The sequence below is a fragment of the Geomonas paludis genome (assembly GCF_014193585.1).
GTDB lineage: Bacteria > Desulfobacterota > Desulfuromonadia > Geobacterales > Geobacteraceae > Geomonas > Geomonas paludis.
In genome coordinates this window covers 18,596-44,011 of record NZ_BLXY01000001.1, presented here as the reverse complement: position 1 = coordinate 44,011, position 25,416 = coordinate 18,596, and the positions used below count along the sequence as shown (strand labels likewise).

Annotated in this window: 26 protein-coding genes; 11 read left to right on the top strand and 15 right to left on the bottom strand. The window is 57.8% G+C overall.

What is annotated here, in order from left to right; genetic code table 11:
• The first annotated feature begins 290 nt into the window (after positions 1-290).
• From H7687_RS00205 to H7687_RS00190, 4 genes are all read left to right on the top strand, one after another.
• The gene (locus H7687_RS00205; RefSeq protein ID WP_198424597.1) at positions 291-995 is read left to right on the top strand and encodes a hypothetical protein; all 705 of its coding nucleotides are present in this window, start codon (positions 291-293) and stop codon (positions 993-995) included.
• Between the two features lie 73 nt (positions 996-1,068).
• On the top strand, positions 1,069-1,770 hold the full coding sequence (locus H7687_RS00200; RefSeq protein ID WP_183343883.1) for an HNH endonuclease: 702 nt from the start codon (positions 1,069-1,071) through the stop codon (positions 1,768-1,770).
• 50 nt (positions 1,771-1,820) lie between these two features.
• Positions 1,821-2,441 (top strand): hypothetical protein, encoded by a 621-nt coding sequence (locus tag H7687_RS00195; protein ID WP_183343881.1) that lies wholly within the window; start codon positions 1,821-1,823, stop codon positions 2,439-2,441.
• Between the two features lie 625 nt (positions 2,442-3,066).
• Positions 3,067-3,477 (top strand): hypothetical protein, encoded by a 411-nt coding sequence (locus H7687_RS00190; RefSeq protein WP_183343879.1) that lies wholly within the window; start codon positions 3,067-3,069, stop codon positions 3,475-3,477.
• 161 nt (positions 3,478-3,638) lie between these two features.
• On the opposite strand, the gene gmtX is transcribed toward H7687_RS00190, so the two are convergent.
• The 9 genes from gmtX to H7687_RS00145 form a co-directional block, all read right to left on the bottom strand.
• Positions 3,639-4,322 carry a gamma-mobile-trio protein GmtX gene (gmtX, locus tag H7687_RS00185; RefSeq protein WP_183343877.1) on the bottom strand — a complete coding sequence of 228 codons (684 nt, stop codon included), beginning with the start codon at positions 4,320-4,322 and terminating at the stop codon, positions 3,639-3,641.
• On the bottom strand, positions 4,322-6,892 hold the full coding sequence (gene gmtZ / locus H7687_RS00180; RefSeq protein WP_183343875.1) for a gamma-mobile-trio integrase GmtZ: 2,571 nt from the start codon (positions 6,890-6,892) through the stop codon (positions 4,322-4,324). Before gmtZ ends, gmtX begins: the two co-directional genes overlap by 1 nt.
• Before the next feature lies 1 nt (position 6,893).
• Entirely contained in the window at positions 6,894-8,429 is a 1,536-nt protein-coding gene (gmtY, locus tag H7687_RS00175; RefSeq protein ID WP_183343873.1) for a gamma-mobile-trio recombinase GmtY, read from the bottom strand.
• A gap of 9 nt (positions 8,430-8,438) precedes the next feature.
• Positions 8,439-10,685 carry an ATP-dependent DNA helicase gene (locus H7687_RS00170; RefSeq protein WP_183343871.1) on the bottom strand — a complete coding sequence of 749 codons (2,247 nt, stop codon included), beginning with the start codon at positions 10,683-10,685 and terminating at the stop codon, positions 8,439-8,441.
• A 14-nt stretch (positions 10,686-10,699) separates the two neighbouring features.
• A complete protein-coding gene (locus H7687_RS00165; protein WP_183343869.1) occupies positions 10,700-11,188 on the bottom strand; it encodes a VPA1267 family protein in 489 nt (162 codons plus the stop codon).
• A 94-nt stretch (positions 11,189-11,282) separates the two neighbouring features.
• The gene (locus H7687_RS00160; protein ID WP_183343867.1) at positions 11,283-11,444 is read right to left on the bottom strand and encodes a hypothetical protein; all 162 of its coding nucleotides are present in this window, start codon (positions 11,442-11,444) and stop codon (positions 11,283-11,285) included.
• Between the two features lie 113 nt (positions 11,445-11,557).
• Positions 11,558-12,055 carry a ferritin-like domain-containing protein gene (locus H7687_RS00155; protein ID WP_183343866.1) on the bottom strand — a complete coding sequence of 166 codons (498 nt, stop codon included), beginning with the start codon at positions 12,053-12,055 and terminating at the stop codon, positions 11,558-11,560.
• 98 nt (positions 12,056-12,153) lie between these two features.
• On the bottom strand, positions 12,154-12,939 hold the full coding sequence (locus H7687_RS00150; RefSeq protein ID WP_183343864.1) for a TatD family hydrolase: 786 nt from the start codon (positions 12,937-12,939) through the stop codon (positions 12,154-12,156).
• A gap of 4 nt (positions 12,940-12,943) precedes the next feature.
• Positions 12,944-13,654, bottom strand: a complete 711-nt coding sequence (locus H7687_RS00145; protein ID WP_183343863.1) for a PilZ domain-containing protein — start codon at positions 13,652-13,654, stop codon at positions 12,944-12,946.
• Between the two features lie 130 nt (positions 13,655-13,784).
• Between H7687_RS00145 and H7687_RS00140 the strand changes: the two genes are divergently transcribed.
• Both H7687_RS00140 and H7687_RS00135 read left to right on the top strand, forming a co-directional pair.
• Positions 13,785-15,365, top strand: coding sequence for a peptide chain release factor 3 (locus H7687_RS00140; RefSeq protein WP_371877539.1), 1,581 nt, complete (start codon positions 13,785-13,787; stop codon positions 15,363-15,365).
• Between the two features lie 97 nt (positions 15,366-15,462).
• Positions 15,463-16,377: an EamA family transporter gene (locus H7687_RS00135; protein WP_183343859.1), complete on the top strand. Its 915-nt coding sequence runs from the start codon at positions 15,463-15,465 to the stop codon at positions 16,375-16,377.
• Between the two features lie 103 nt (positions 16,378-16,480).
• Here H7687_RS00135 and H7687_RS00130 read toward each other — a convergent pair whose 3' ends face one another.
• The 5 genes from H7687_RS00130 to H7687_RS00110 form a co-directional block, all read right to left on the bottom strand.
• Positions 16,481-17,197, bottom strand: coding sequence for a phosphatase (locus H7687_RS00130; protein WP_183343857.1), 717 nt, complete (start codon positions 17,195-17,197; stop codon positions 16,481-16,483).
• Positions 17,198-17,559: 362 nt separating this feature from the next.
• Entirely contained in the window at positions 17,560-17,835 is a 276-nt protein-coding gene (gene atpE / locus H7687_RS00125; protein WP_183343855.1) for an ATP synthase F0 subunit C, read from the bottom strand.
• Between the two features lie 121 nt (positions 17,836-17,956).
• Entirely contained in the window at positions 17,957-18,646 is a 690-nt protein-coding gene (gene atpB / locus H7687_RS00120) for a F0F1 ATP synthase subunit A (protein ID WP_183343854.1), read from the bottom strand.
• Positions 18,647-18,650: 4 nt separating this feature from the next.
• On the bottom strand, positions 18,651-19,037 hold the full coding sequence (locus tag H7687_RS00115) for an ATP synthase subunit I (RefSeq protein ID WP_183343852.1): 387 nt from the start codon (positions 19,035-19,037) through the stop codon (positions 18,651-18,653).
• A complete protein-coding gene (locus H7687_RS00110; RefSeq protein WP_183343850.1) occupies positions 19,009-19,251 on the bottom strand; it encodes an AtpZ/AtpI family protein in 243 nt (80 codons plus the stop codon). The genes H7687_RS00115 and H7687_RS00110 overlap by 29 nt, the downstream gene beginning before the upstream one ends.
• A 359-nt stretch (positions 19,252-19,610) precedes the next feature.
• Between H7687_RS00110 and H7687_RS00105 the strand changes: the two genes are divergently transcribed.
• Positions 19,611-20,666 (top strand): GspE/PulE/PilB domain-containing protein, encoded by a 1,056-nt coding sequence (locus tag H7687_RS00105; RefSeq protein ID WP_183343848.1) that lies wholly within the window; start codon positions 19,611-19,613, stop codon positions 20,664-20,666.
• Positions 20,667-21,102: 436 nt separating this feature from the next.
• Positions 21,103-22,128, top strand: a complete 1,026-nt coding sequence (locus tag H7687_RS00100) for a GspE/PulE/PilB domain-containing protein (protein WP_183343847.1) — start codon at positions 21,103-21,105, stop codon at positions 22,126-22,128.
• 178 nt (positions 22,129-22,306) lie between these two features.
• Here H7687_RS00100 and hemL read toward each other — a convergent pair whose 3' ends face one another.
• Positions 22,307-23,590, bottom strand: a complete 1,284-nt coding sequence (gene hemL / locus H7687_RS00095) for a glutamate-1-semialdehyde 2,1-aminomutase (protein ID WP_183343845.1) — start codon at positions 23,588-23,590, stop codon at positions 22,307-22,309.
• 405 nt (positions 23,591-23,995) lie between these two features.
• On the opposite strand from hemL, the gene H7687_RS00090 reads away from it, so the two are divergent.
• The 3 genes from H7687_RS00090 to H7687_RS00080 are packed head-to-tail and all read left to right on the top strand — an operon-like array spanning position 23,996 to position 25,374.
• Positions 23,996-24,352: an NADH-quinone oxidoreductase subunit A gene (locus H7687_RS00090; RefSeq protein WP_183343843.1), complete on the top strand. Its 357-nt coding sequence runs from the start codon at positions 23,996-23,998 to the stop codon at positions 24,350-24,352.
• Positions 24,343-24,855: an NADH-quinone oxidoreductase subunit B gene (locus H7687_RS00085; protein WP_183343841.1), complete on the top strand. Its 513-nt coding sequence runs from the start codon at positions 24,343-24,345 to the stop codon at positions 24,853-24,855. Before H7687_RS00090 ends, H7687_RS00085 begins: the two co-directional genes overlap by 10 nt.
• A 33-nt stretch (positions 24,856-24,888) precedes the next feature.
• A complete protein-coding gene (locus H7687_RS00080; protein ID WP_183343839.1) occupies positions 24,889-25,374 on the top strand; it encodes an NADH-quinone oxidoreductase subunit C in 486 nt (161 codons plus the stop codon).
• Positions 25,375-25,416 lie beyond the last annotated feature (42 nt).

Sequence of the window (25,416 nt, the reverse complement as noted above, 5' to 3'; positions counted from 1 at the left end):
GGCTCCTTGCGGCAGTGAATCCCAACTTTGCTCCAGAAGTTGATATTCGCCCTGGCTGCCATGACCGGGTCTCCAATTATGGTCTCGAACCACGGATTTCCGCTTGCACTGATGCGAACTATGTTCTAAGGTGGCGTTAATAAGCCTCCGTGTTACCAAATCCCGGATTTACGATGAGATATCAAGGCTGATCATCTAATGTGCACAGGCTAAATATCCCTCTTGGGTGGATCACCAGTTCACGCGCGCGCGTGAACCGCTCAATAAGGAGTTGTGCATAAGATTAAACAATGAACCCCAAAAATATGAAATTTATCCTTGTAGCTTTAACGCCAGTGGCACTATATGGATTGATCTCGGGAAGCCAAGAAACAGTTGTATGGTTCCTCCGCGGGACGGATATAGAACCAGCATTACATTCTCTATACAACGGGAACTCTATTTTCTTCAACGTCTCTGTCGGGTATCTCGTTAGCCTTTTCTTTTGGCTTATCGTTGTTTATCTACCTGAAAGACGACGGAAAAATATCATCAAGAACAATCTCAAAAACTCATATAAAAATTTCAAAGAGAATATCATTCAGATTTTATTATGGGCCTCTATCGGAACCCATGACTCAGAATTACCTAAAGAGCTGTGTGATTATAAGAAGTTCAAAGAATTTTTTGGAAAAAACCGCGACGAGTTATGGTATGCCGCTTTAAACGGTCTTCAATTCGATCAGACACGGATGAATGACTTATTAATCGAAATTGAAATGCTCGCTAACGAGGTAGCATATACACTCAATAACGTCATGTTTACTGATCCCAAAATTCACTCCTTCTTTAAATTATTGCTGGAAAATGTTTATCGACTCAAAAATTCAAGCACATATACCTATGATCAAGTGAAGTATGTAGGGAATTTTCTGTGGGGTATCCTCGCACAATGGAGTTTTATAGACGGTCAGCGAGAAGAGGACATAATTCAGAAAATGATTGAAAGGATTTGATGCCCACAATGCACAACAAGCGAATCCAGCGGTTTTACCGCTGATTCGCTAGCCCGTTGGACAGGAAGGAAATATGCCATTTAGTTCAGCAACAAAGGAAGAAGCCCTAGTACGATCGAAAAGGTGCTGCTGCCTGTGCCGCAAGTTTGGCGGAAGAAACGTTAACGTCCACCACATCATCCAAGAGGCAGAGGGCGGACCTGATACTCTTGATAATGCCATTGTCCTCTGTCTCACCTGCCATGCAGATGCCGGTCATTATAACTCCAAGCACCCACTCGGAATAAAATATAAACCAAGTGAGTTGAGAAGACATCGGGACGATTGGTGGAAAGTCTGTGAATCAGGCTCCTTTATTTTTAAGGACGTATCGCGAGAATACGTCTTTAAACGACACGATCTCATTTTCGATCATTGGGATTCTGAAGCAAAAAGCTTATCGAGAAGACTGCGCGCTATGGGACGCTACGACAGTTCGTATGGCATGAAGCAGTATGTCGGTCTAGCTTTGTCTTTTTCGAGTGAGTTTCTAGAAGAAATAGAAAAAGAGGTCGCAGTTGAGTTTGGAGCGGGTGCAACTGCTGATCTCATTGAAATATTTGGGGAGCTTCTTAAAGCTGATAAGAAGTTTCTCACTGATAAAACCACTGCTGCTCACTCAAGACGTGCAGAGTCAGTCTACCTTCAAAATGAGATACAGTCAGGGGAAATGACTCTGGAGAATATCTATAATAAATTCTCACTTAAACTTTTCGGGGTTTGCGTTTGTGAGTGAAGCGTCCAACCAGCGGTGGACCGCTCACCGCCCAGCCGTTGGTGAAATTTATGATGAAAAAAGTACCCAAAAAACCAACCAGTGAGTTCGGATACTACCTTTTTCCTGTTTTAGGAGAGACTATCAAGGTGTCCTCCAAGTTGTCCGTGGTTAAGGATCAGCAGGAGCTTGACGCCATTTCTGTTTTTGCTAATCAATACAACATGTTTCAGCCATTGCCTCACCTGACAGACCTAGTTCAACTCCCGGAAAATGACCACGATTTCAGCGCAATGCTAGGGGAAGCTCGGATCTTAATTCAGCTGACAGAATTAACCGACAGAACATATACACATAATTCACCAGACACTGTGCCGTCCTCTAATTCCCAAGGGTTGGCTTCGTTTCGAGTTGGTCGGCAATCAGCTGCCTACATTGACCTAAATGCTAGGAACCAAGCTTTGAAAAGAGTGATTCAGAAAAAGGTGGAAAAGTATTATGTGAAACCCTCGGAACAACTTTGGCTAGTTGTCTTTACTACCGATTCATCCTTCACTACAGAGTACTCCGAGGATGGCATCAGAAAGCAGAGCGATGCTTTAATAAACGCACGAAAGTATGTGAATAGTGTCGATTGCGTATTTGATAAAATTTGGTTTACGAAATTGTTTGGACGTCCAGTGCTAATCTGAAAGTAACGGCCAGATGACCAGGCATTTAAGGAATGGCCTCCATCTGATGGATGCAATGGCCATGTTTCCGAGCGCATATCCCAACAAAAACTGGTAGAGGCGGACTCCGCAGTAGGCGAGAGATGGCAACAACAGTCTGTAAGAGTTGATTCGCTCCGCCGCTCACCAGCAGCCCGTTATACCCCAGAAAGAGGAGGTTGTAATATGGCACTTATAAGCTGTCCGGAATGTAGCCGAGAAGTTTCCGATAAGGCCGGAGTTTGTCCGCATTGTGGGTGCCCCATCGCTAGAGTTTCGTTTACATGTAAGCAATGCAATAAAGATTTTCCATTTCAACGATAAATGTCCACATTGCGGGTTTTGCAATGCTCAAAAATATACATTCCAGCTGCAACCTGCTAAAAAACCAAAAGAAACCGAAGCATCAATTATCTGCCCAAAATGCAGAGCTAAAAATACTTTCTCTGCCGGAAGTAAAGGTTTTGGCCTAGGAAAAGCAGCGGTCGGTGGTTTGGCTCTCGGTCCAGTCGGTTTGCTTGGTGGTTTAATTGGTAGCAAAAAGACTGTAATAACCTGCCTAAAATGCGGCCATAAGTGGACCCCGTAAAAACTGGAGGAAATCAAAATGAATCCTTTCAAAATCATTGAAGATTTAATCAACGAGCATGGAAGCGCTACTATTCGCGGGGAGCGCTTACTCCTTCTTAAAGATGAACTCACCATAGTCGAAAAAGAACGTGCAGACCTGTATAAAAAATGTTCCGACCTTGAGAAAGAAGTGATCGAATTGCGTGACAAACTTGCCAAGGCGTCTATTCCCCCGGAGTTTACGGAGTATCAAGGGGCTCTCTTTAAAAGAGACGCTGCGGGTTCTTATTCGCCAATTGCATATTGCCCCGAGTGTAAACGACCACTTTTTAACACCGAGCCGAAGATCTTTCCGTACAGTTGTAGTACACGCGGGTGTGGATATAACGTGAATATTCATGAAGACCTCCAATCTATCGCTAATAAACTAACTGATGGGAAAAGATAGGGTATAACCACGTCCTTGGACACCGACCGCCCGGAAAACCTGGGCGGGCGGGGCAAGGCCGACCCCGTTGGATAGATGAGGAAAGAGCGTTGGATCCCCTAGATTACCTGCTCATATTCCTTGCCATACTAGGAGGGTCGCCCTTCATTTTCTGGGGTGGTCTATGCGTCGAGCATTTTCCTCAGAGCAGAGGCGAAACCGGCCTGAAAGATGGTGCGCTTCTTATCGTTCTTGATACGCCCTGATTTGTCTACAGTCCACCCCTGGTCAGCGAGGAAGTCTTCAGAGAGAGCGGCCCGCAACGCCTCTCTCTCCATATCTGTCAGGGTTGTGGCTGGTAGCACTACGGGTGTGGCCGATGGAACTGCTGGTAGGGCGGCTCTGCGACGGTCGATAACGACCTCGCTTTGGCTTTTAGCGAGGTTCACAGCATTGACCGCCCTTCGGTGCTCTACCTCAAGTCGACCGACTAAGGCGACCAATGCCGCATCGACACCTGCCTTCTGCAACTGCTCGGCCAGCGTCGTCGGCTTGTTCTCCTGCTGACTCTCACGCTTCGACTGGGTAGTGACGCCGCCTGAGTAGTTCGCCCAGGAGGTGATGAGTTGCTGGAATCTCTGGCCGGACTTATCCTGAGTGCGAATACTGGTGTAGCCGGGGCCATTGGCCTTGGATGACAGCTCACCGATGGTAGGGAGGGTGAAGTCTGTCGAATTGCCCTCCTTCTGTCTCCGGCAGACCGCATGGAGGATGTCGAGATTGTTTTTGCTGCGCTTGTTGCCGCAGGTGGCCTTCAGGGCCTCAAGAACCTCGTCAGGATGGATCTGGGTCTGTAGCTTGCTCATCAATCACCTCCTGTCCCGGTCGGGAGCTGTTCGAGAAGAATGGTGGAGTTCAGCAGAAGAGGTTGCCCTGTGCTGTGCTCGATCAAGTCGGAGGCTGCCTCAAGCAAGCCGATCTCCTCCAATGTTTGCAGACCCTCAATCACATCACATGCGCCCCTGAGCGACCCTTGTTGGACCTTGAGAAGGCGCATGAACTCATTGCCGACCTGTTGCTGAAGGTCGGGGGGCAACTTGAAGAATACCGGCGCACGCCCGTTCATCTCCAGCATGGCATCGAGGAGCTGCGAACGTCGCAAGTTGGCCTTGGAGGAGTCGGCCTCGGGGTAGAAGTTGGCGCTCTCGCACAGCACCGCTAGCTGGTGGGTCTCCGACACCTCCTCGAAGGCAAATTCGATATCACCCATGCCGCCAACCGGAACGAGACTGAGCTTGCCGTCATCGTCCTTGCTGTCCTTCAGAATCGCCATACAGCGCCGCATCAGCCTGACGGTGGCGTTCAGGTCATCACCGAGCATGTTGCACTTCTCGGCCTCCTGCTCGTAGTGACGGCTGTACCGCTCATAGTCTTCCCGTTTCATGAACGGCTTTTCGGCCTCGGTGCAGGCCATCATCTCGTCCTGAAGCTCCTCGACGATCTGCTCGAACCGGACGTAGCGCTCCGACCGATCGTTCAATTGGGAGAGCAGCCAGTTGGCGTGATCCAGCAGGCCAGGGAGGAAGGCAGGGCCGGTCAGGAAAAACCGGCACCGGACGCAGTTCTTCTTCGGGAAGCCCGGTACCGGCACGATCTCCTCCTTCTCTTTGCCCTGCCGGAGCATCTTGTGTCCCTTGTCGCAGGCGCTGCAACCCAAAGGGCAGATACCCTTCTCATCGGCAACCCATCCCGCCCTGGAGCGATTGTCCATGATCGCCTGAATTGCTATGGGATCATTGAAGGCGGCGGCCATCTCGATCTGCTTGTAGGTTGCTTCGGCGAGAAAAGACTCAAATTGGTTCTTCTCGCCCTCCAGAAGCTTGCGTTCAGCCTCTTCCATGACCTCGGTGACCTTGCGCACACCAGCCTTGGTGTAGTAGAGCGTCATGATGATACGGGCGTGACCGGCAATGCATTTGGCAAGGACTCCCAGGGGTACACCACCGTCAATGGCATAGGCCGTAATGAGCGAAACCCGCAGGGAGTGGAGGGGGAATTTGGTTCCTATTCGGCTACCAGGAGTAACGAAGATGATCTGCTGTCCCTTGCCATCATCACGCGCCTTGACGCGATTTTCGAGTTCCTCAAGAAGACGCCGCCACCCTTCTTTTAATTCCTCCTCTTGTATTGGTTTGTCCTGGTCGATCAGGTTTTTCTGGGCATCATTAACTCTGGAATGAACTGCCCGAAACAAAAAGCAGCAATCCCCCATCTCCGCCAGTATCTCCGTATGTTTGATAACCCTAATATGCCTTAATTCGAGGGAGGTCCATGGCACCGGCTTCTCTATCGGGTTGTACTTGGCCTGCCAATCACGCAGGCGCAGCAGCCAAGGCAAGGCGCGGGGATGTTCCCAGGGCACGACGTAACCCTTAGCGTCTTCAACCTTGTCGATGTCGGCGGTCTTGTTGGTGTTGATGTACAGTGCCGTCATGGCCATCCCGGTTTCAGGGTCAGGGGAGCGACGGAAGACCCCCTTTTGGTACGGGTGCTTGACGCTGCCACAGGCAAGCGGAGACCGGTTCTCAACCCACTTGCTGTGTGGATGGCCAAAGGCGTCAATCTCAACGCCCTCGTAGCGATAGGTATCGGCCTCGCCGCTGTCCAGCCAGCGTACCTGTGCGGTGCGCAGCGGCAGCTCCAGCTTGATATAGAGCGCCACCCAGCGCACCGGTGACCACATCTCGACAATTTCCCTTTTGTCGACAACTTTTACTGATTTCGGCTTGTCTGGGTTGACCATGTACTCATAGATCGGCACGGTACGTTCGCGCCAAATACAGTCGGGATCATCCGGGTCGATCAGTGACGGATCGACCTCGAACCAGTCGCCTGCGCATGGCCCGTCAAAGGCGTTTTCGATGGCCCATTTCCAGTCCGAGAGGGACTGGGCGGTCGGTGGGCAGAGAATCTCGCGCAGCTCCCGGATATAACCGGAGGGGAGCGCCGCCTTGTTGCTCTCGGTGTTGCTGCCCTTATGCTTCTTCCGCGAAAACGGATTGTCGAAACCGGGGGCGATGACCTTGCGGCCATTATCGTCCTCCGCCGAGAAATGAGTCTCAAGCACCCAGTCGAGAAAATTGACGATGTAATTGTTTGGTTTTGCTTTATTCCTAATCTGAAGGTGGTCGTAAAACGACACGGGCGGCTCATAGTCGGATGCCAAGAACTTTGCGGGGTACTTCTTTAAGCCGAGGTCGTGGATGTAGCTCTCTATAAACTTATCAAGGGCAACCATTTTCGCGCCCTGTGCTCCCTTCTGGTTCTTGATCCACTCGGCAGCAAAGGCACGCCACTCCTCAAGCTCCGGATCAAGCTCGGTGATGCGGGTGAAATCCAGGTCCTCCCCCTTATTGTTTTTACGCAGCTTTGCCATTTCAGCGCCCTCCTATCAGCTTGGGATGCGGCCCGGAGAACAGGCCGAGCGGGTCGACGTCCTCGAACCCGTATGTCGTCATATCAGGCAGGACAGGGGTCTTCCCGCCCGCAATCAGTCGTGTATCTGCAACGGTCATGGCCTTCGTCACCTCGTCGACGGTTGGAAGGCCGTAAACCTTTTGAGACTCGACGCTCTTGTGATGCAGGGCATATTGCTTGATTTTTGCGATCTCTGTAGGGTTATTGCCCGGCCCAGCATGGTCGAGCCACCAGCCGTAACGATGCCGGTGGCCGTGTGCGGTGGTACCCAATGCCTTGGCCGGTGTCAGACCGATCCTTTTAACTGCCTTGGCATGAGCACCTTTCTCTTCCTTTCCTTCCCGCGTCTCTTTGCTGAAGCTCTGCATGCTATACATGTCGCCAACAACGCCATCCCACAAGTTGACGAAGGCGAATGGATGGTTGCGCTCGATCAGCGCCAGTTGCTGCAAGTAGTGGCCCCAGAGAAGCCAGAAGATGCGACCCCAGATGCTCGGGAACCAGAACGAATGCATGAATTTCTGTCCTTCATCGTTCAACAGGGGATTTTTCCAGCTTGCATGACGTTTGTCGGTCTTGCCGTACTTGTTGCGCGGCTTCAGCCCGTATTTCTTCAAGAGGTACTCCTCCCTCGTGCACCTGATCGGGTTGCCGTACTGATCAAGCAAGTCGGGCGGCGCAGCGCCTTCCGAAGGGTGGTAGATGCGCACGAGCGCACTGCCTGGCTTGAACGGGTCCTCGATAACATCGGAGACGTAGAGATGGAACGGCTCGGACACGCGATGCCCAGCTCCATGCATGAGAATCGTGATCAGCATCCCCCGCAGGTCCCAGCGCTCGTAGATCGGCGCTCCATCGCATACGCCTCGACGTTTGAAACCCCTGAACAACAGGTCGAAAATTCGATCCTTCGGAAAGTTCTTGGTTGCAGTTAGGGTCGATGAGGGCGATCTGCCTGCCCCGGTCGTGCGGACTTGGCTGTTCTGCCTCTTGCCCTTTTCGTTGCTCCAGGTGTGGGCAAGAAAGCTCCTGGCCTTCTTGTGTTGATAGGCCGCCCAGTTAAGCTGCTCCTCGTGTGCCGTGGCCTCCCTAAACGGGTTGAGCGGTTTCGCTTTGAGTTTATCGGCCATGAAGTCCGAGAATTCGTTGAGTCTGGCTACCAGGGGACCAACGGTGTTGGGGGATTTCTTCTCCCAGTAGAGGCCGCTCGGGTCAATGCCGTCAGCGCTGATCGTGCCTGTCTTCAGTCGCTTGACGAAGACCTTGAACATCTCCTCCGGTTCATCGAAATTGCCAACGTTGGCGAACATGAAATCAAGCAGCAAGGTGACGGCCTGAACGGTCTTCCTTCGGGTGGCATCCTGTAGACCATCGTATTCGAGAAAGTAGTCGACCAGTGGCTCTAGGACACCATGCTCGGTCACGATGACCGGCATTTCTTCGGGGATCAGACTGTTGTCTTCGATAGCCTTCGCCTTCAAAACGATGTACTTCATATGCCCTCCTCAGATGCTCAGCCCAACGGTTCTTGTGACCCAGCGACCACCCATTTCGACGGCTTTCTCGGCGGTAGGTCGGTGGCCTACGAGGATGACTTCATGCTCGGCGCGGGTGACCGCCGTGTAGATCCAGGTCATATCGAGGATCGGGCAGGTGATCTCGCCGTCCGTGTTTAGCGAGTTCATGATCGGCACGATGACCTTCGGGAACTGCGAACCTTGCGCCTTGTGGCAGGTGATGGCATAGCCCAGTTCTAGTCTCTCTTCATCCCACTCAACGTCCGAACGATAGATGGGTTGGTCGACTCCATCGACCAACGCTCTGCCGACGACTGCATCGTCATCAGGAGAATCTTCAGGCTCATCGAAGGCCGCGGTTAGAGTGCCGATGTCGCCGTTCATCACGCCGCGCTCCCAGTCGTTTTCCGTGATGATGATGCGGTCGCCCTCACGAATGCGGAGGCCGCTCAGGTCTCCGGTTGGTCCGAAAATCCGGATCGGCTTGCCCGTGTCGTTCACGGCGTCCTGGCAGGCTTCGTTGATGGTTTTGACCGTGGCGACTCGGGCACAGATGACCTGTGTTTTCTCCGGGTCACGGGTGAACAGGCCGAGGACCTGCGGAATGATCTGGTTATCATCGCATTCGATGAACTTTACGCCAGGAGCGTTCACAGTCGGCCAGCGCTTCTCGCGGATCTCGGCGGCGAAACTCGGGATGCCTGTCGTGTCGGCCTGACGCTTGATCTCAGTGAGGGTGACCTGCGGCACCCGGGGGGTGCCGACCAGCAACTGAAAGACGAGTCCGGGGCCAATCGGCTGCAACTGGTACGGGTCTCCAACCATCAACAGCCGTATGCTGTCGGGCAGACGCCTCATGATCCGGTAGATCGTCGGGATGTCGAGCATGCTCGACTCATCGATGACGTAGTAGGTGTGGGCACTGTGGCTCCCGATGATGTCATCTGCCTTGCTGAGGAATCCAGCAATGGTGTGGGACTCTTTGCCACCGGTCGCTTCCCGCATGCGCTTAGCGGCTTTGCCAGCCAAGGCCATCTGCACAGCGCTGTAGCCCAGTCCCATCAAGACGTGGTAGAGGCATTTCAGGACTGTCGTCTTGCCAGTTCCCGCGCCACCGGTGATGATGGAAAAACGGTTTTTCGCGGAGGTGAAAACGGCCTGACGCTGTTCGGGGTTCAGGGTGATCGGATGGTTCGCGGCCTCGAACTCGGAGATCAGTCGGTCGATGTCGGCGTCGGTCGCAACCGACATGATCATCGACGGCTCAGGGTCGGGTTCGTCCAGAAGCCGCTTGAGCCGGTCCCTGACGGTTTGTTCCATGATGAACGGGCCGACAGCCTGGTACAGACCATCGGGCGTGATCAGGTACGATCCGTTGGTTTCGCCAACCCCCAACGCATTGTCGACCAGCATTTCTGTAGCTGCGTCGTTCCTCGGCACACGGAGGATATTGTTCAGTTTTTCGCGGAGGGTATCCAGCCTGACCGCCGTGCTTTTGTCCTTCAGAGCACGGTAGAGCGCCTCCTCGATAGCAGCTCTGAGGCGCACCTCCGCATCCTCGGAAATGGAAAATTCCCGCCTCGCCAGCCTGTCGGTTTTCGCCCAGTCCCCCAAGAAGGCAAGCAGCCGGTAGGGATCGTCCTTCAGGTACACTTCGGCGTTCTTGCCGTAGAAATCCAGAACCTTCCGCGCCAGCTTTGCCGGGAACCCGTACTTGTGCAAGAACGCGATAACCTTCCCGTCATAGTACGCACGCCATCCCTCTGCGACCTCGGCGGCTTTTTTCGGTGTCAGGACTTCGGCTAGGCTTGCGGTGCATCCTGCGTCGAGAATGTCGTATAACCGTTCGCCGAAGCGTGACCACAGCTCCCTTGCCTTGGTTTCGCCGACCCCCGTGAACCGCTTGCTTTTCATTAGAATTTCAACGATGATGTCGCCGCGATGCCTGACCATGTGGAGGTCGGAGGCCGTGACCCTGATCGTCGGAACCTTTATCCCGTCACGCACATCCTCGAAAACCTCTTTCGCACGGCCCTTGATGTGCCACATCTCCCAAGGCTGAACAGAGTCCTTGCTGGGCAGCTTTCGCGAACAGCAGTTGACGGCGATCCGGTGCTTTGTGAGCTTCTCGCCCAGTTCGTTGACGTGGTAGCCACCGAAAAGAATTCCGCCGAAGCCTTTCGGGTCCCTCGACCTCTCGGAGCGAACCAGGACTATGCCTTCCCATGGAGTCATTCGGTCATCCCCCTCTACCTTGGCAATCTCATGGTTTCGGCCATGTACTTCTCAAGCATGCCGTAGCGATCAAGAGCCTCGCGGGCGTCGTTGCGTTCAAGCTTGAGGCGGGCGACCTCTTGCTCCAGTTCCTCAATGCGCCGCTTGTCACGAGCAGATCTCGGTGGCTTGGTAGGCTTGTAGTCGTTTTCGGTTGTGTCGGGTGAGTCTTGTTCGTCGGAAGCGTTCTGCTTGGCGGGATCGGGGATGTGACCCCGTTTGACGAGGTCCTTTTCCATGGCCTCCAGGTGTTGCTTGATGCCGGGATTGGTTCGGGCCAGCGATTCAGAGATGCCAGCATCCTTCAGGATGCCGCTGTGGCTTAGTTTGATGACACCGCGTACATTCTTGATGTAACCGACGAAATCCTCTGCTGTGCGGTTGCCGATCCACAGGAGGTATTCGTCATACCGCTCGTCGCGAACCCCGGTACCCCCAGAAACTGGCGCTTTGATCCCCTCCATAATGCCCTCCAAGCAATGCTTTCATATGTTTTCATACAGTCAATGATGATTCATACACTTTCGCCCCTGAGAGTCAAGACGTTAATGTCTTTTTCTACACAAAAACCAAAAAAAATGGCCCCCCAGGTATCGGGAGGCCATTTTTCATGTTGTTTTCATACAGTGGAACCGCCCCTATTTTCAAAAGGTGCGGAGGCTTTTCACATTGTGGTGTTGCCGATCCTGCAGCGTCCACCGGGTCCACTTTTTTGTCCATCGGGTCCACCGGGTCCACAGAAGGCCCCTCCCTCGGCCGTTGCCCTTGCCTAGCGCTCCCTCGGCCGTTGCCGCTGCCCAATGGACCGGCGCCCTTCGGGCGCCTTCCCTTAGTTACTCCCTCACATAGATGTTCTGATCCGAGCTATGCACCATGGTCATGACCCGCATGTACTCGTCCTCGATCATGTCGTAGTGTCCCTGGGTCTCCCGGATCACCGTCTCGAAGACGCGGCGCACCAGCGGGTCCACCACGTCCTTCACCAGGATGGTGTAGAAGTCGATACAGGCCTTCTCCTCCTTCAGGGCGATCTCCAGCGCCTTCTGCTCGTGGCTCTCTGCGGCGATGGCCTGCTCCAGCGCGAGATGGGTGGCCGACTGCTTGTCCGGCGGTGAGGCCAGATAAGTGTCGAGGTCCCCCAGGTCGCCGCCGCGATAGTGGTCGAAGAAGGCCCGCAGATGGCCGGCCTCCTCGTTGGCCAGCAGGTCGAACACCTTCTTCGATCTCTCATCCTTACTCACCGACCCCGCCCGACGGTAGAAGTCCATGCTCTCCTTCTCGGTCTTGATGGCCAGTTTGAGTGCTTCCTGCAGTGTGTACTCCTTGAACATGGCTGCACCTCCGTAACGGTTTCAATGGGAATTGCCTGGCAAAGAGTATATCGAAGCCGGAAGGGAGGTCAAATGACTGAAATCGCAATGAAAACAGTCTAATGCGGCGGGTGGGGCGTCGGGGCTTGATCGAGTTTGAAGAGGCGGACTGCGTTGTCGTAGCTGCGGCGGGCGAGCTCGTCGAGCGGGATACCCCTGATGTCGGCTACCCGTTGCGCCGTGGTCAGCAGGTGAGCCGGAACGTTGACGCTGCCCCGGAACGGTTCCGGTGCGAGGTCGGGCGCGTCGGTCTCCAGCAGCAGGCGATCCAGCGGAACCGCCTTGGCCACCTCGACCGGCCGCCGGGCGTTGGCGTAGGTGACCGTTCCGGAGAGCGAGATGTGCAACCCGAGCTTGAGGCAGATCTCTGCCGTCTCCACGCTTCCGGAAAAGGAATGCATCACCCCCCCGATGTGGCCGACCTCGTTGTCGCGGAGTATGGCAATCAGGTCGTCGAAGGCCTTACGGCAATGCAGCAGCACCGGCAGTCCCGTCTCCCGCGCAACCCGCAACTGTGCCGTAAAGGCCTGCCGCTGCAGTTCGCGGGAAGGGGAGGGGAGCAGGTAGTCGAGCCCGATCTCGCCTATGGCGCAGGCGGTCTTTGTGTGACTCCTCAAGGCAGACAGTGTCGAGGGGGTGACCAGGTCAGCGTGCATGGGGTGGACGCCGTAAGCGGGAAGGATGCGAGGGTCTGCGGAGAGGGAGTGAAGCTGCTGCCAGCCGGAGGGGTGCACCCCGGGTACCAGGAAGGCGGTGATACCGGCCACCTCGGCTTCCTGGAGCAGTGTGCCCAGGTGGGGCAAAAGCTGAGGGTCATCCAGGTGACAGTGGCTGTCAAAAAGCATGGGGCTAGCTAAATACGCCCGGGTGGTCCTTCAGTTCCTTGATGATCTCCACCTGGCGCTGGAATATGTACTGGGAAATGCTCAGTTCCGCCGCGCGCGACGGTTCGATCTCGAACACCAGCCGATAGCCGTCATCGAGGGTGAACACTTTCAGAAGCGATGCCGCGACCGTGATGGACCCGGACGGGAGACTGATACGGAGCTCACCTTTCTGGCTCACCGGCAGGTCCGGGTCCCGCGCGACGTTGATCGACATGCCGGTAAGGGACATGTCGTGCAGGCGACCGTGCACCGCGTCAACTTCCGGCGCGGCGAAGGAGGCATCGATGGCGGAGCCGAGCTGGACCCGCACCGACATGCGCCGGTCGGCGCGCACCAGGGCGTAGCTTAAGTTGGACAGCACCACCCGCGATTTCTCCACGTTGACGTAGGTCACCGTCGCCGCCACATCCCTGCGGAAATGGCTGCTTTTCAGGACCGTCAGCTTTTCATGGGCGATCACCACGGCCTGGATCTGGTGCACCTGCAGTTCCGCGTCGTGTTCCTCCACCGTGAGCACCTCGGCGCCGTAGCTGACCGGGACCTCGCGGTAGAAGTTAAGCAGCCTCAGGTCGTTTTTCAGCTTCCCAGTCTTTATCGCGGCCAGGGTCGCGATGATCTCGGTCTCGTCCTGTGCTTCGCCGGCAACGTGGAGGCGCTGATAGATGTCGTTCATGGACGGCCCACCGGAAAAAAATGATTGCCCTTTAGGGGGTTGCTGTGCAATTATGCTACGTTGTCAGGTCCGGCGAAGATACCCTCTTCGCCTTTCTTTTGTCCAGAGAATTTTAAGGGAGTTCCCGTTGATGCGGTACAACGAACAAGAAATTGAGAAGCGGCGCACCTTCGCCATCATCAGCCATCCGGACGCAGGTAAGACTACCATAACCGAGAAGCTGCTGCTCTTCGGCGGCGCGATCCAACAGGCCGGCGAGGTCAGGGCGAGGAAGTCGGCCCGCCACGCCACCAGCGACTGGATGGAGATGGAGAAGCAGCGCGGCATCTCGGTGACCTCGTCCGTGATGAAGTTCACCTACCGCGACTTCGAGATCAACCTCCTCGATACCCCGGGCCATAATGACTTTTCGGAAGATACCTACAGAACCTTAACTGCAGTTGACTCTGTTTTGATGGTCATCGACTCGGTGAAGGGTGTCGAGAGCCAGACCAAGAAGCTCCTCGAGGTCTGCCGGCTGCGTCATACGCCCATCATGACCTTCATCAACAAGCTCGACCGCGAGGGGCGCGAGCCGCTCGACCTGTTGGACGACATCGAGAGCACCCTCAACATCCAATGCGCCCCGATGACCTGGCCCATCGGCATGGGCAAGCGTTTCCGCGGCACCTACCACCTCTACACCAAGGAGATCACCTTCTACGATCCCGAGGCTGATCGCGGGGTAGGGCAGGTGGTCACGGTCAAGGGACTGGACGATCCCCTCTTGGACGAGCTTCTGGGGAGCCAGGTCGAGGAGCTGCGCAACGACGTCGAGCTCCTGGAAGGCGCGGCACACCCGTTCGACGCCGAGGCGTACCTGGCCGGCAAGCAGACCCCGGTCTTCTTCGGCTCCGCCATCAACACCTTTGGCGTCCAGCAACTGCTGGACTCCTTCGTAGAGAACGCCCCGTCGCCGCTGCCGCGCGAGGCGACGACCCGCACCGTGGATCCGTACGAGGAGCCCTTCACCGGCTTCACCTTCAAGATCCAGGCGAACATGGATCCCGCGCACCGCGACCGCATCGCGTTCTTCCGTATCTGCTCCGGCAAGTTCGTGCGCGGCATGAAGGTGAAGCACCTGAGGCTCGGCCGCGAGGTGCAGATATCCAACGCCACCATCTTCATGGCCCAGGATCGCACCAACGTTGACGAGGCCTACGCCGGCGACATCATCGGTATCCACAATCACGGCACCATCAAGATAGGGGACACCTTCACCCAGGGCGAAGATCTCAAATACACCGGCATCCCCAATTTCGCGCCTGAGCATTTCCGAAAGGTGCGCATCCTCAACCCGCTCAAGTCGAAGTCGCTGGAGAAGGGGCTGGTGCAGTTGGCCGAGGAAGGCACTACGCAGGTATTTCGTCCGCTGATGGGGGCCGACTGGATCGTCGGGGCGGTGGGTATGCTGCAGTTCGACGTGGTCATGCATCGCCTGGAGCACGAGTACGGCGTCAAGGCCGCCTACGAGCCCGTTTCCTACGTCACCGCGCGCTGGGTCACCGGCGACCGCAAGAAGCTCGACGAGTTCCAGAAGAAAGAGGCCATGAGCCTCTACCTGGACGGCGAAGGCAACCTTGCCTACCTGGCCGGTAGCCAGTGGCGCCTGGACAACACCATGGACAACTGGAAGGACCTGAGCTTCCACGCCACCCGCGAGCACAGCTAAGACAGGCGTTGAATCGCGCTTCACCAGTCAGGCCGGTCCGACCAGTCCCACCAGTCCGACAAGTCAGAGTCCGACTGGTTCACCGAGAAAGCCTACCATGACCACAGCACCCGAACCCACCGCCGCCGCCCCGGCAACCACCAGCGCCGCAGGCGGCGCCCTGCTGGTACTAGCCGCCGCCACCCTTTGGGGATCCTCCGGCACCGCCCAGGCCCTCTCCCCTGCCGGCGTCAGCCCCATGAGCGTGGGCGCCTTCCGTCTCATCGTGGGAGGCGCGGCCCTCATGATCCTTGCCTTACTGAGGGGTGGCCTTGGCAAAGGGCGCTGGCCCTTCTGGGGCACCCTGGCGGCAGGCGGTTTCGTTGCCATCTACCAACTTACCTTTTTCACCGCGGTGCATCGGACCGGCGTGGCCGTCGGCACGCTGGTAGCCATCGGCAGTTCCCCCGTCATCGCCGGCATTCTCGGCTTCATCATCCGCGGCGAACGCCCGGGACGTGCGTGGGGCATTGCAACGGTCCTTGCCCTTGCCGGCTGCAGCCTGCTGGTGACCGGCGGCGGAGGTGTCGCCATCGATGTCGTCGGTGTCCTGCTCGCTCTCGGCGCAGGCACCTCCTACGCCTGCTACACCATGGCCATCAAGGTGCTGCTCCCCGGGCGTACCTCGGAGGCGGTCATGGCGGTCGTTTTCTGCCTGGGTGCGTTCCTGCTCCTGCCGGTACTGTTCCTGACCGATATCACCTGGGTCGCCACCCCGCGCGGGACCTTGGTGGTCCTCTACCTCGGCGTCGTCATCACTGCGCTCTCCTACTGTCTCTTCGCCATGGGGCTGCGCAGCGTGCCGGTCGCCTCCGCAGTCACCCTTTCCCTTGCCGAACCGCTAGTCGCCGCCCTGTTGGGCATCCTGTTCCTGCGGGAGCACCTGACTCCGACGGCCATGGCCGGCATCCCGCTCCTCTTTGCCGGGCTCGCCGTCCTGGCCTACTCCATGTCCGGCAAGAGAGCCGTATAGAATAAGAAAAGGGGCGCCGCAGCCGGCGCCCCTTTAGGTTTTTGTAGGGGCGAATAATCATTCGCCCGCCTTTCCCCCATCCCCTCCGGACGGTTCCCTGCGCCTACTCGCAGGCGCCGATAAACTCCAGCAACCTCTCCCACGAAGCATTGACCACCTGCCCCTCCGCGATCCCCGCCTCCGCCGCCAGTTGCAGCGCCTGGTCGAAGACCCCCACCCCCTGGCAGATGTGCGCATCGCTCCCGATCATGACCCGCGCCCCGATCCTGGCGCACAGGCGTGCGATCTCGGCGCAGTTCTCGTTGCTCCCCTTGCGGCTCACCGAGGCCAGCGAAGAGTTGTTCAGTTCCAAGGCGGTATCGGTAGCCAGCGCCCCCATGACCACCTCCTCGTAGTGGAGCGGGAAGATGGGGTTCCCCGGATGGGATATGCATTTCACCAGCGGGTTCTCCATGACGGCAAGCAGCGTCTTGGTGTTGCGGTCCCGGTCCTGGCCGCAGATACCGCAGTCCTCGTGGAAACCGGCCATTACGTAATCCAGCGTCGCGAGGACGTCCTGTTCCAGGTCCAGCCTGCCGGAGTGGTCAAGGATGTTGGCCTCGATGCCGCGGAAGATCCTGACCCCGGCGATGGTGGGGGGGACGAAGCGCATGGCGCAGAAGTGGTAGCGGTGCGGTCCGCCGGGAAGCCCGGGGCCGTGGTCGGTGATTCCCAGTCCACGCAGCCCCGCCTGGGCGGCGGCGTTGGCAAGTTCGTTGATGGTGGAGTAAGCGTGCCCCGAGGCGAGGGTGTGAGTGTGCATGTCGGCTATGATTTTCATAGCCCGGACTATTTCATAGCGGAAAGTAAATGTCAAGGCGAGGGGGGCGTGTAGCAGCACCGTGCCATACCCTCGCCCTCCGGGCCTTCGCCCACCGTAGGGCTTCGGTCCGCAGGCGGGAGAGGGTGGCCGAAGGCCGGGTGAGGGTGGCCGAAGGCCGGGTGAGGGCGCTGCCCCCTCACCCCTGCCCCTCTCCCAAAGGGCGAGGGGGGTGGACCAATTGGTGCCAAAAAAAAGCCTTTCCTCCGCGACCTCTGTGTACCTCTGTGCCCTCTGTGGTGATGCTTTGTTTTGCCATCCGGCAATAAAAAAAGGGCGTACCTTGCGGCACGCCCTTTTCCGTTCCCGTGTGGGGAAGCTAATTACTTCGCGACAGCCTTAGCCAGCTCAAGAGCCACATCCTTGTACGGGTTAGCGAAGAGGATGATGAGGCAAACGACGAGGGCGTAGATTGCCAGGGACTCGATCATCGCCAGACCGATCATCATGGTGGTGAGGATTTTGCCGGAAGCGCCCGGGTTACGGGAAACGCCTTCGACTGCGCTCTTAACTGCGAGACCCTGACCGATGCCGGTGCCGAGGGTGCCGAGAGCCATGCCGATGCCTGCTGCGAGTACACACATAGTAAAGAATTCCATTTGTTTCTCCTTTGCTGCGTATTTTTCCTAAATAGTATAGGAATTAAAAGTCGAGATAGAAATAAAGATTAAGACTAAGTAGAGGCTTTTCTTAAGCTCAATCTTAGTCTTAATCTGCTTCTTAGTGCGCGTGCTCCAGCGAGCCCTGGATGTAGATCATGGCCAGGAGCATGAACACGAAGGCCTGGATGAAGGAAACCAGCACGCCCATCAGCATCATCGGCAGCGGCACCATGAAGGGGGCCAGGCCGAAGAAGATGATCAGAACGAGCTCGTGGCCGTTCATGTTACCGAAGAGACGCAGGGTCAGCGAGATCACGCGGCTCAGGTGGCCGATCACCTCGATGAAGAACATCATCGGGGCCAGCCAGGCGATGGGGCCCAGGAAGTGCTTGATGTAGCCGGCGCCGTGCTCTTTCACGCCCACGATGTGGGTGGTGATGAAGACGACGACCGCGCAGGCCGCGGTGGTGTTGATGTTCGCGGTCGGCGGGAAGAAGCCCGGGATCAGGCCGATCAGGTTGGAGACCAGGATGAACAGCGCCAGGGTCGCGACCAGCGGGAAGAACGGACGGCCGTGTTCGCCCATGGTCTCGACCAGCATGTTCTCGATGCCGCCCACGATGACTTCCATGAAGTTCTGCGCGCCGGAAGGAACGGCCTGCAGCCTCTTGGTGGCCACGATGGACAGCAGCACCAGGCCGATCATGATCAGCCAGGTATAAACGACGGCGTCAGCGCTGGCCTCGGAGAAACCGAGGGGGTGCAGCAACTCACGGAAAAACTGAAGGAATAGAAACGGATGAACCATGCAGCTAGCCTCCTTTACGGGTCGACAAATATATCGAAAAAGCGATTATGTTCAAAACAAGGACGGAAAGCCCGATCACCAGGCCGAAGATGTCGGCCTTCAAGACTACGATCAAGAGGTACAAAAAGGCGGCCATGATGGCCAACCGTAACACATAGCGCAGTATCGCGAACCGTGATGCGTTGCGCGGCTGCATCCTGAGCGCCGCTTCCAGCCCGGCCCGGATCCAGAAGAAGTTGGCCAGGGCCAGCAATCCTCCCGCGAACAGCGAAGCGCCGAACCTCGGCGAGATCAGCAGCGCGCCCGCCGCGCCGAGCACGGCAGTCAGCAGCAGGCTCCCCCGGACCAGCCAGGAGAAGATGTTACTCTCGTTTATCTTTGTCTCCGCCATCGCGCAGTTCTTTGCCCGCTAATATGAAAATGTTGCGGAAGCCTGCCGCAATGCCGAAGAAGAGGAAAATGAAGAAAAACCACGGTTTGGTCCCAAGCCACTGGTCCAGCTTCAGACCGACGTACACGCCGATGGCAATGGCCACCGCGAAGGAGATCCCCATGGTGGAGACCATGCCCAGTGTCCTGAGCAGGTTCTTCTTTTCCTGGTCCATAACTGTGTGTCCTCTTTCCCGTATACAAATCACGGGTAGAAAACCAAGGCTAAATAGCACGTCCCCGGTGCTAATGTCAATTAATTTCCAAGATTGCGCTCAACAAAAATAACGATTTATCGCGACATCCCGTGTTTCCTGCCCGCTTTGCCTTGCCCGCTTCTGCCATTGTATCAGTACGCCGGTGCCGCTGCCAACAAGGGGCGATCGCTGTTGGGACGGGCGCAGCAGACGGACTTTTTACCCGCCCTTGCAGAAGTTGATTGCGTCATCAGTCGCGCTTAAGTAGAATACGCCAATTTTCCTGTTCCAGATGCAAGGTTTTCTGAACACGAGCCACGTGCTTAAGGAGGTAACCGATGTCGGTAAAGCTTGGCGAGATGTTGCTCAAGGTGGGGGCGCTTACCAAGGCTCAACTGGACCAGGTGCTGCAGGCCCAGGTGATCTACGGCGGCAGGATCGGCACCAACCTGGTGGAGATGGGGCTGGTCACCGAAGAGGAACTGGCCCACGTGCTGAGCGAGCAGATGGGAGCGCCCTGCGTGGAGCCGGCGGAACTCTCCGCCATCCCGGACCAGGTGTTGCGCCTGGTGCCGCTCGAGCTGATAAAACGCTACCGGGTCGTCCCCATTGCCGTCGAGGGGAAAAGGCTGTCCCTCGCCATGACCAACCCGCACGACTTCAAGGCTCTGGACGAGATCGGTTTCGTAACCGGCATGGTCATCAAGCCCAGGATCTGCCCCGAGGTCCGGCTGAACCTCGCCCTGGAAAGGTTCTACCGCATCAACCGCCCCACCCGTTTCATTCAGGTTGAAGGGGGGATCCGGACCAACTTCGAAGCCGGCACCAGGATGGAGGCCCGCTCCTCCTATACTGCGTACGAAGGGCGTGACATCGGCCCGGTCGGCGAGCCGACGTTCTCCGACCAGGTAACGGTCAAGGAGTTGGCCGGCATGATGTCCGGTGCCGGCAGCGAGAAGGAAGTGGTTCAGGCCCTCATCTCCTACATCTCCTGCGAGTTCGACCGCGGCGGCTTCCTGCGTTTGAAGTCCGGCATGGCGGTCGGGGTCCAGGCTGTCGCCGATGGGCTTCCCGTCGAGAGTTTCCCCGGTTTCCAGGCCGAGATCGAGAAGATGGCCCATCTGCAGCGCATGGTGCAGGAAAAGGGATTGGTGATCTGCGAATTTGCCGTTGGCGACGCCGAGGGGACCCTGGTCCGCGCCATGGGCGGGAAGCTCCCCGCGCCGGCGCTGCTCCTCCCCGTGTCGCTTGGGGGGCACGTAGTCGGCGCCATTTGCGCCAGTGACAGCAAGGGGAGGCTCGGCGGCGGCGCCTTCGAACTGCAGCGGGTGGGGGTGATGGCCGAGCTCAGCCTGGAAATGCTCTCGCTGCGCAGGAAGATCCAGACCGCCTGACCCTCCGTTCTTCTCCGGCGCTGGCGGGATGAGCCGCTGGCGGGGGGAGCTGTAGCAGGACAAACCACTTTCATGACAGGGGGCGCCACCGGAACCGGTGGCGCCCCTTTTCTTTGCTTCATGCGAAGAATCAAAGGGACAAGGAGCATGTTGCCCACGAAGCGCTGCCCGCCCCCTCACGTTCCCCCCTTGTTAAAGGGGGGCAGGGGGGATTTAGCCGAGCTAGCCCCGGCATCCACTCTGCCCCAGGCGTCAAATCCCCCTCAATCCCCCTTTGCAAAAGGGGGAAGCTGGAATGCTCCCATCGCCCCATGCCCGTTGCGCCCAGAGCTCGACCCTGTAGAATGATTGGCGTTGTCTAACCCAGGCTTTTCCGACTTCATCCTACAGCCCCTGTCGCCGACGTCGGTGCGGCGCCGGGCGGAGGAGGTGTGACATGGCCGCACGCCTTGGCGAGATGTTGATGAAGATTGGTGCGTTAAGCGCTTCCCAGCTGGAACAGGTGCTGAACGCCCAGACGATCTACGGCGGCAGGCTGGGGACCAACCTGGTGGAGATGGGGCTGGTGGAAGAGGATCAACTGGCGCGGGTCCTGAGCGAGCAGCTTGCCGTCCCCTGCGTCGACCACGACCTCTTGGCTGCCATCCCGCAAAGCGTGCTGGAGTTGCTGCCGCTGGAGCTGGTGGAGCGCTACCGTGTGCTGCCGGTGGCCCTGGATGGCAAACGCCTGGTGCTGGCCATGTCCGACCCGTCGGATTTCAAGGCCATCGACGAGATCGGCTTCATCACCGGGCTGGTGATCATCCCCCGCGTCTGCTCGGAACTGCGCTTGACCATCGCACTGGAGCGCTGCTACGGGATCAAGCGCCCGGTGCGCTACATTCCGGTGCAGGGAGGAGTTCGCTCCAAGTTCGCTCCCCCCGACCTGCAGCCTGCCGTGCTGGATGCCGACGGCAGCGACGGTGTGCAACCGGAACGCGTTTCGCTTCCCGAGTTGGCCGACCGGCTGGCGGCGGCATCGGTCGAACCGGAAGTGGTCCAGGCGCTGCTTTGCTACGTGGCGGGGGAATTCGACCGCGGGGCTTTGGTGCGCCTGAAGAACGGCCAACTGGTCGGCGTCCAGGCGGTGGCCGCCGGCGAACCGGTGCCCGGCTTCAGCGGCTGCGCGCTCTCCCTGGAGGAGGCGCCCAAATTGCAGCGGGTGGTGCGGGAGCGCGACATGTTCCTGGGCGAAGTCAGCGCCGGAGCGGAGGGGGCGCTGCTGCAGGCGATGGGCGGAGAACTTCCGGCTCCTGCGCTGATGGTCCCGTTGACGCTGGGCGGGCAGGTCGCGGCGGTGATCTGTGCCCACGACAGCCACGGAAGGCTCGGGGGAGGCGCCTTCGAGCTGCAGCGCGTCGCGGTGATGGCCGAACTGAGCCTGGAGATGATCGCGCTGCGCAGGAGGCTCGTCTCCGTTTAGGCTCGCCAGTTTGTTTCGTTTCTCTCAGCGCCTTTGCGTCATTGCGTTAAAAATTCAGCCTTTCTGCCTCTGTCTTTGGGTTGAAACCTGAAGGCAGGGAGTGGGATCATCACGAAAAAAGGCGCCCGCGGTAAACGCGGGCGCCTTTTTGTTTTTGCGCGAAGCCGAAGAGGTCGGCCTAGAGGGCCTTGAAGCACTTGGCCGCTGCGGCGATGGTCTTCTCCAGGTCCTGCTCGGTGTGGGCCGCACCCACGAAGGCGGTCTCGAACTGCGAGCAGGCCAGGTAGACCCCCTCCTCGAGCATGCCGCGGAAGTAGGTGGCGAACGCCTTGGTGTCGCACTTGGCGGCGCTGTCCCAGTTGTACACCGGCTCCTTGGAGAAGAAGCCGCAGAACATGGAGCCGACGCGGGTGGAGTAGAGCGGGAAGCCGGCGTCCTTGGCGGCCTTGGCGATCCCCTCGGCCACGAACTTGCTCTTCTCTTCCAGCTTCTCGTAGAAACCCGGCTCCTGCAGCAGTTTCAGGGTCTCGATGCCGGCGGTCATGGCCAGCGGGTTGCCGGAGAGGGTGCCCGCCTGGTAGACGCCGCCCGCCGGGGAGAGCTGGGACATGATTTCCTTCTTGCCGCCGAAGGCGCCCACCGGCAGGCCGCCGCCGATGATCTTGCCCAGGGTGGTGAGGTCCGGGGTGATGCCGAAGCGCTCCTGGGCCCCGCCGTAGGCGACCCTGAAGCCGGACATGACCTCGTCGAAGATGAGGACGATCCCTTCCTCGGTGCAGATTTCCCTCAGACCTTCCAGGAACCCTTCCTGCGGCGGCACGGTGCCCATGTTGCCCGCCACCGGCTCGACGATGACGCAGGCGATGGTCCCCTTGTTGGCGGCCACCAGCGCGCGCACCGAGTCGAGGTCGTTGTAGGTCGCGGTCAGGGTGTGCTTGGCGAGATCGGCCGGAACGCCCGGGGAGTCGGGCACGCCGAAGGTGGCCAGACCCGAGCCCGCCTTGACCAGCAGGGAGTCGGAGTGGCCGTGGTAGCAGCCGGAGAACTTGAGGATGTTGTCACGGCCGGTGTAGCCGCGGGAAAGGCGGATCGCGCTCATGGTCGCCTCGGTCCCGGAGCTCACCATGCGCACCATCTCGATGGAGGGGACCGCCTTGATCACCATCTCGGCCAGGGTGATCTCCAGTTCGGTGGGCGCGCCGAAGGAGGCGCCGCTCTCGGCCGCCTTCTTGATCGCCTCGACCACCTTCGGGTGGCAGTGACCGACGATCATCGGGCCCCAGGAACCCACGTAGTCGATGTAGCCGTTGCCGTCCTCGTCGAAAATCATGGGGCCGGCAGCGCTCTTTATGAACAGCGGATCGGAGCCTACCGAGCGGAAGGCACGCACGGGGGAGTTGACCCCGCCGGGGATGGATTTGAGCGCCTGCTGAAAGAGTTGCGACGAACGGCTGTTTTGCATGACTGGGTTCTCCTAACTGGCTGGAAATTATTAACTATCGGGCTCTCTGGTAGCATAGCCGCGGATAATCTGTCAAGGATTAAAAAATTTTCTCGTATACGGCCGGAGGGGGTGGAGGAGGCGCCAGCGGGGGGAAGGCCTAAGGGTGTAATACAATTTGAAAAAAAGTATACGTGGTTCTGTAAACGGTTACCGGAGAATTGGATAATTTCTGCTTGACAAAGATGGTGAAATGAAATAATTTTCGGTCGCAATGTTGTATACAGTATACTTTTTCGAAGGCGCAGCGCTTGCTAACTGGTGGAAGCAGCGGGGCTTGTTGGGTCGAGAAGCGTGCAGTATACGGCATTTCCGTGCGTTTTGAAAGAAATTAACAACAAACCTGGTGGTACGGGAGGATAAGGGATGCTTGGTGCATATCTGCCAATCTTGGTGCTGGTCGTCATAGCGTGCTTGTTCGGTCTGGGCTCGGTGATTTTTTCATCGCTCATCGGCCAGAAGAAGCCGTCTCAGGTAAAGCTTGCACCTTACGAGTGCGGTTGCGAGCCGGTGGGCAGCGCACGCGAGCGCTTCTCGATCAAGTTCTACCTGATCGCGATGCTCTTCATCCTGTTCGACATCGAGGCCGTCTTCATGTACCCCTGGGCCGTCCTCTTCAAGCGCCTGGGCATGTTCGGCCTGGTCGAGATGGGTCTCTTCATCGTCATACTCTTCGTAGGCTACATCTACGTTTGGAAAAAAGGAGCACTGGAATGGGAGTAAATCAGCCGCTGGGCGACAACATCATCACGACTTCCCTGGACAGCCTGGTTAACTGGGCCCGGAAGTCCTCCATCTGGCCGATGACCTTTGGTCTTGCCTGCTGCGCGATCGAGATGATGGCGACCGGTGCGGCCAAGCACGACCTGGACCGTTTCGGTATCATCTTCCGCGCCTCCCCCCGCCAGGCGGACTGCATCATCATCGCCGGCACCGTGACCAAGAAGATGCTCCCGGTCATCAAGACCGTGTACGAGCAGATGCCGGAACCGAAGTGGGTGGTCGCCATGGGCGCCTGCGCCTGCTCGGGCGGTATCTTCGACACCTACTCCGTCGTGCAGGGCATCGACGAGGCTCTCCCGGTCGACGTCTACATCCCGGGCTGCCCGCCGCGGCCTGAGGCGCTCCTCTACGGCCTCATGAAGCTCCAGGACAAGATCGCCAACGAGAAGAACTCCTTCGGTTCCTCCATTGGCTTGGGCGAAAGACTCGAACCCGCCGCTTAATCTACAACGACCAAAGGGAAAGGTAAGGCTGACATGGCAGAAAATAATCGCGCTGTAGTGAAGCTGAAGGAGCGTTTCGCGGATGCCCTGCTCGAATACAAGGAGCATCGCGGCGAGGTGACGGTGACCGTGAAGAAGGAGAGCATCCTCGAGGTACTGAAGTGCCTGAGGGACGACCTGCGCTACAACTTCTTGTCCGACGTTACCGCCGTCGACTATCTGGGTCAGGAGCCGCGTTTCATGGTGGTCTACCACCTCCTCTCCATCCCCAACAAGGACCGCGTCAGGGTTAAGGCGCCGGTGACCGAGGCGGACTGCTCCATCGATTCCGCCACCGCGCTCTGGAACACCGCCAACTGGCTCGAGCGCGAGGCGTACGACCTGTTCGGTATCACCTTCAAGAACCACCCGAACCTGGTGCGCATCTTGATGACCGACGACTGGGTCGGGCACCCGCTCCGGAAGGACTACCCGCTCCAGGGACCCGACCGCGAGCCGTACAAAGGGCGTCTGTCGTAAGACGGATCCAGTTCGAAACCAGGGACGATTTCCATTTCCAAA